1 protein-coding gene is annotated in these 254 nt (G+C 61.0%); it reads right to left on the bottom strand.

Annotated features, from left to right (window positions below; genetic code table 11):
* Positions 1 to 155: transposase (locus GWC77_RS29995; protein WP_254367245.1), on the bottom strand; the 155-nt coding region annotated here is incomplete at its 3' end.
* Positions 156 to 254 lie beyond the last annotated feature (99 nt).

The following is a 254-nucleotide window of genomic DNA, read 5'->3' as shown; positions in this document are numbered from 1 at the left end:
GCTTGTGCCACCCAGTTGTAGATCGTTTGCGCTGTCGGCTCGAACTCGCGCGCAAGCTCTTCTGGCGAGCGGCCGGCTTTGACCAACTCGACCATCTGCGCCCGAAATTCCGGCGCGTAGGGGTTGTTGCCGCGCGTCAAACAAGATGAGAGCAGCGCGTCAATCAGGATGAGAGTACTGGCGTGGCGGCAGCGGTGAAGGGCGTAGCCCGGAACCTGTCTCTTATACACATCTCCGAGCCCACGAGACTCTGG

Source organism: Paraburkholderia sp. NMBU_R16, from assembly GCF_013282575.1.
Taxonomy (GTDB): Bacteria; Pseudomonadota; Gammaproteobacteria; order Burkholderiales; family Burkholderiaceae; genus Trinickia.
The sequence above is the reverse complement of the archived record's forward strand: the minus strand, read 5'-3'. Positions and strand labels throughout refer to the sequence as shown.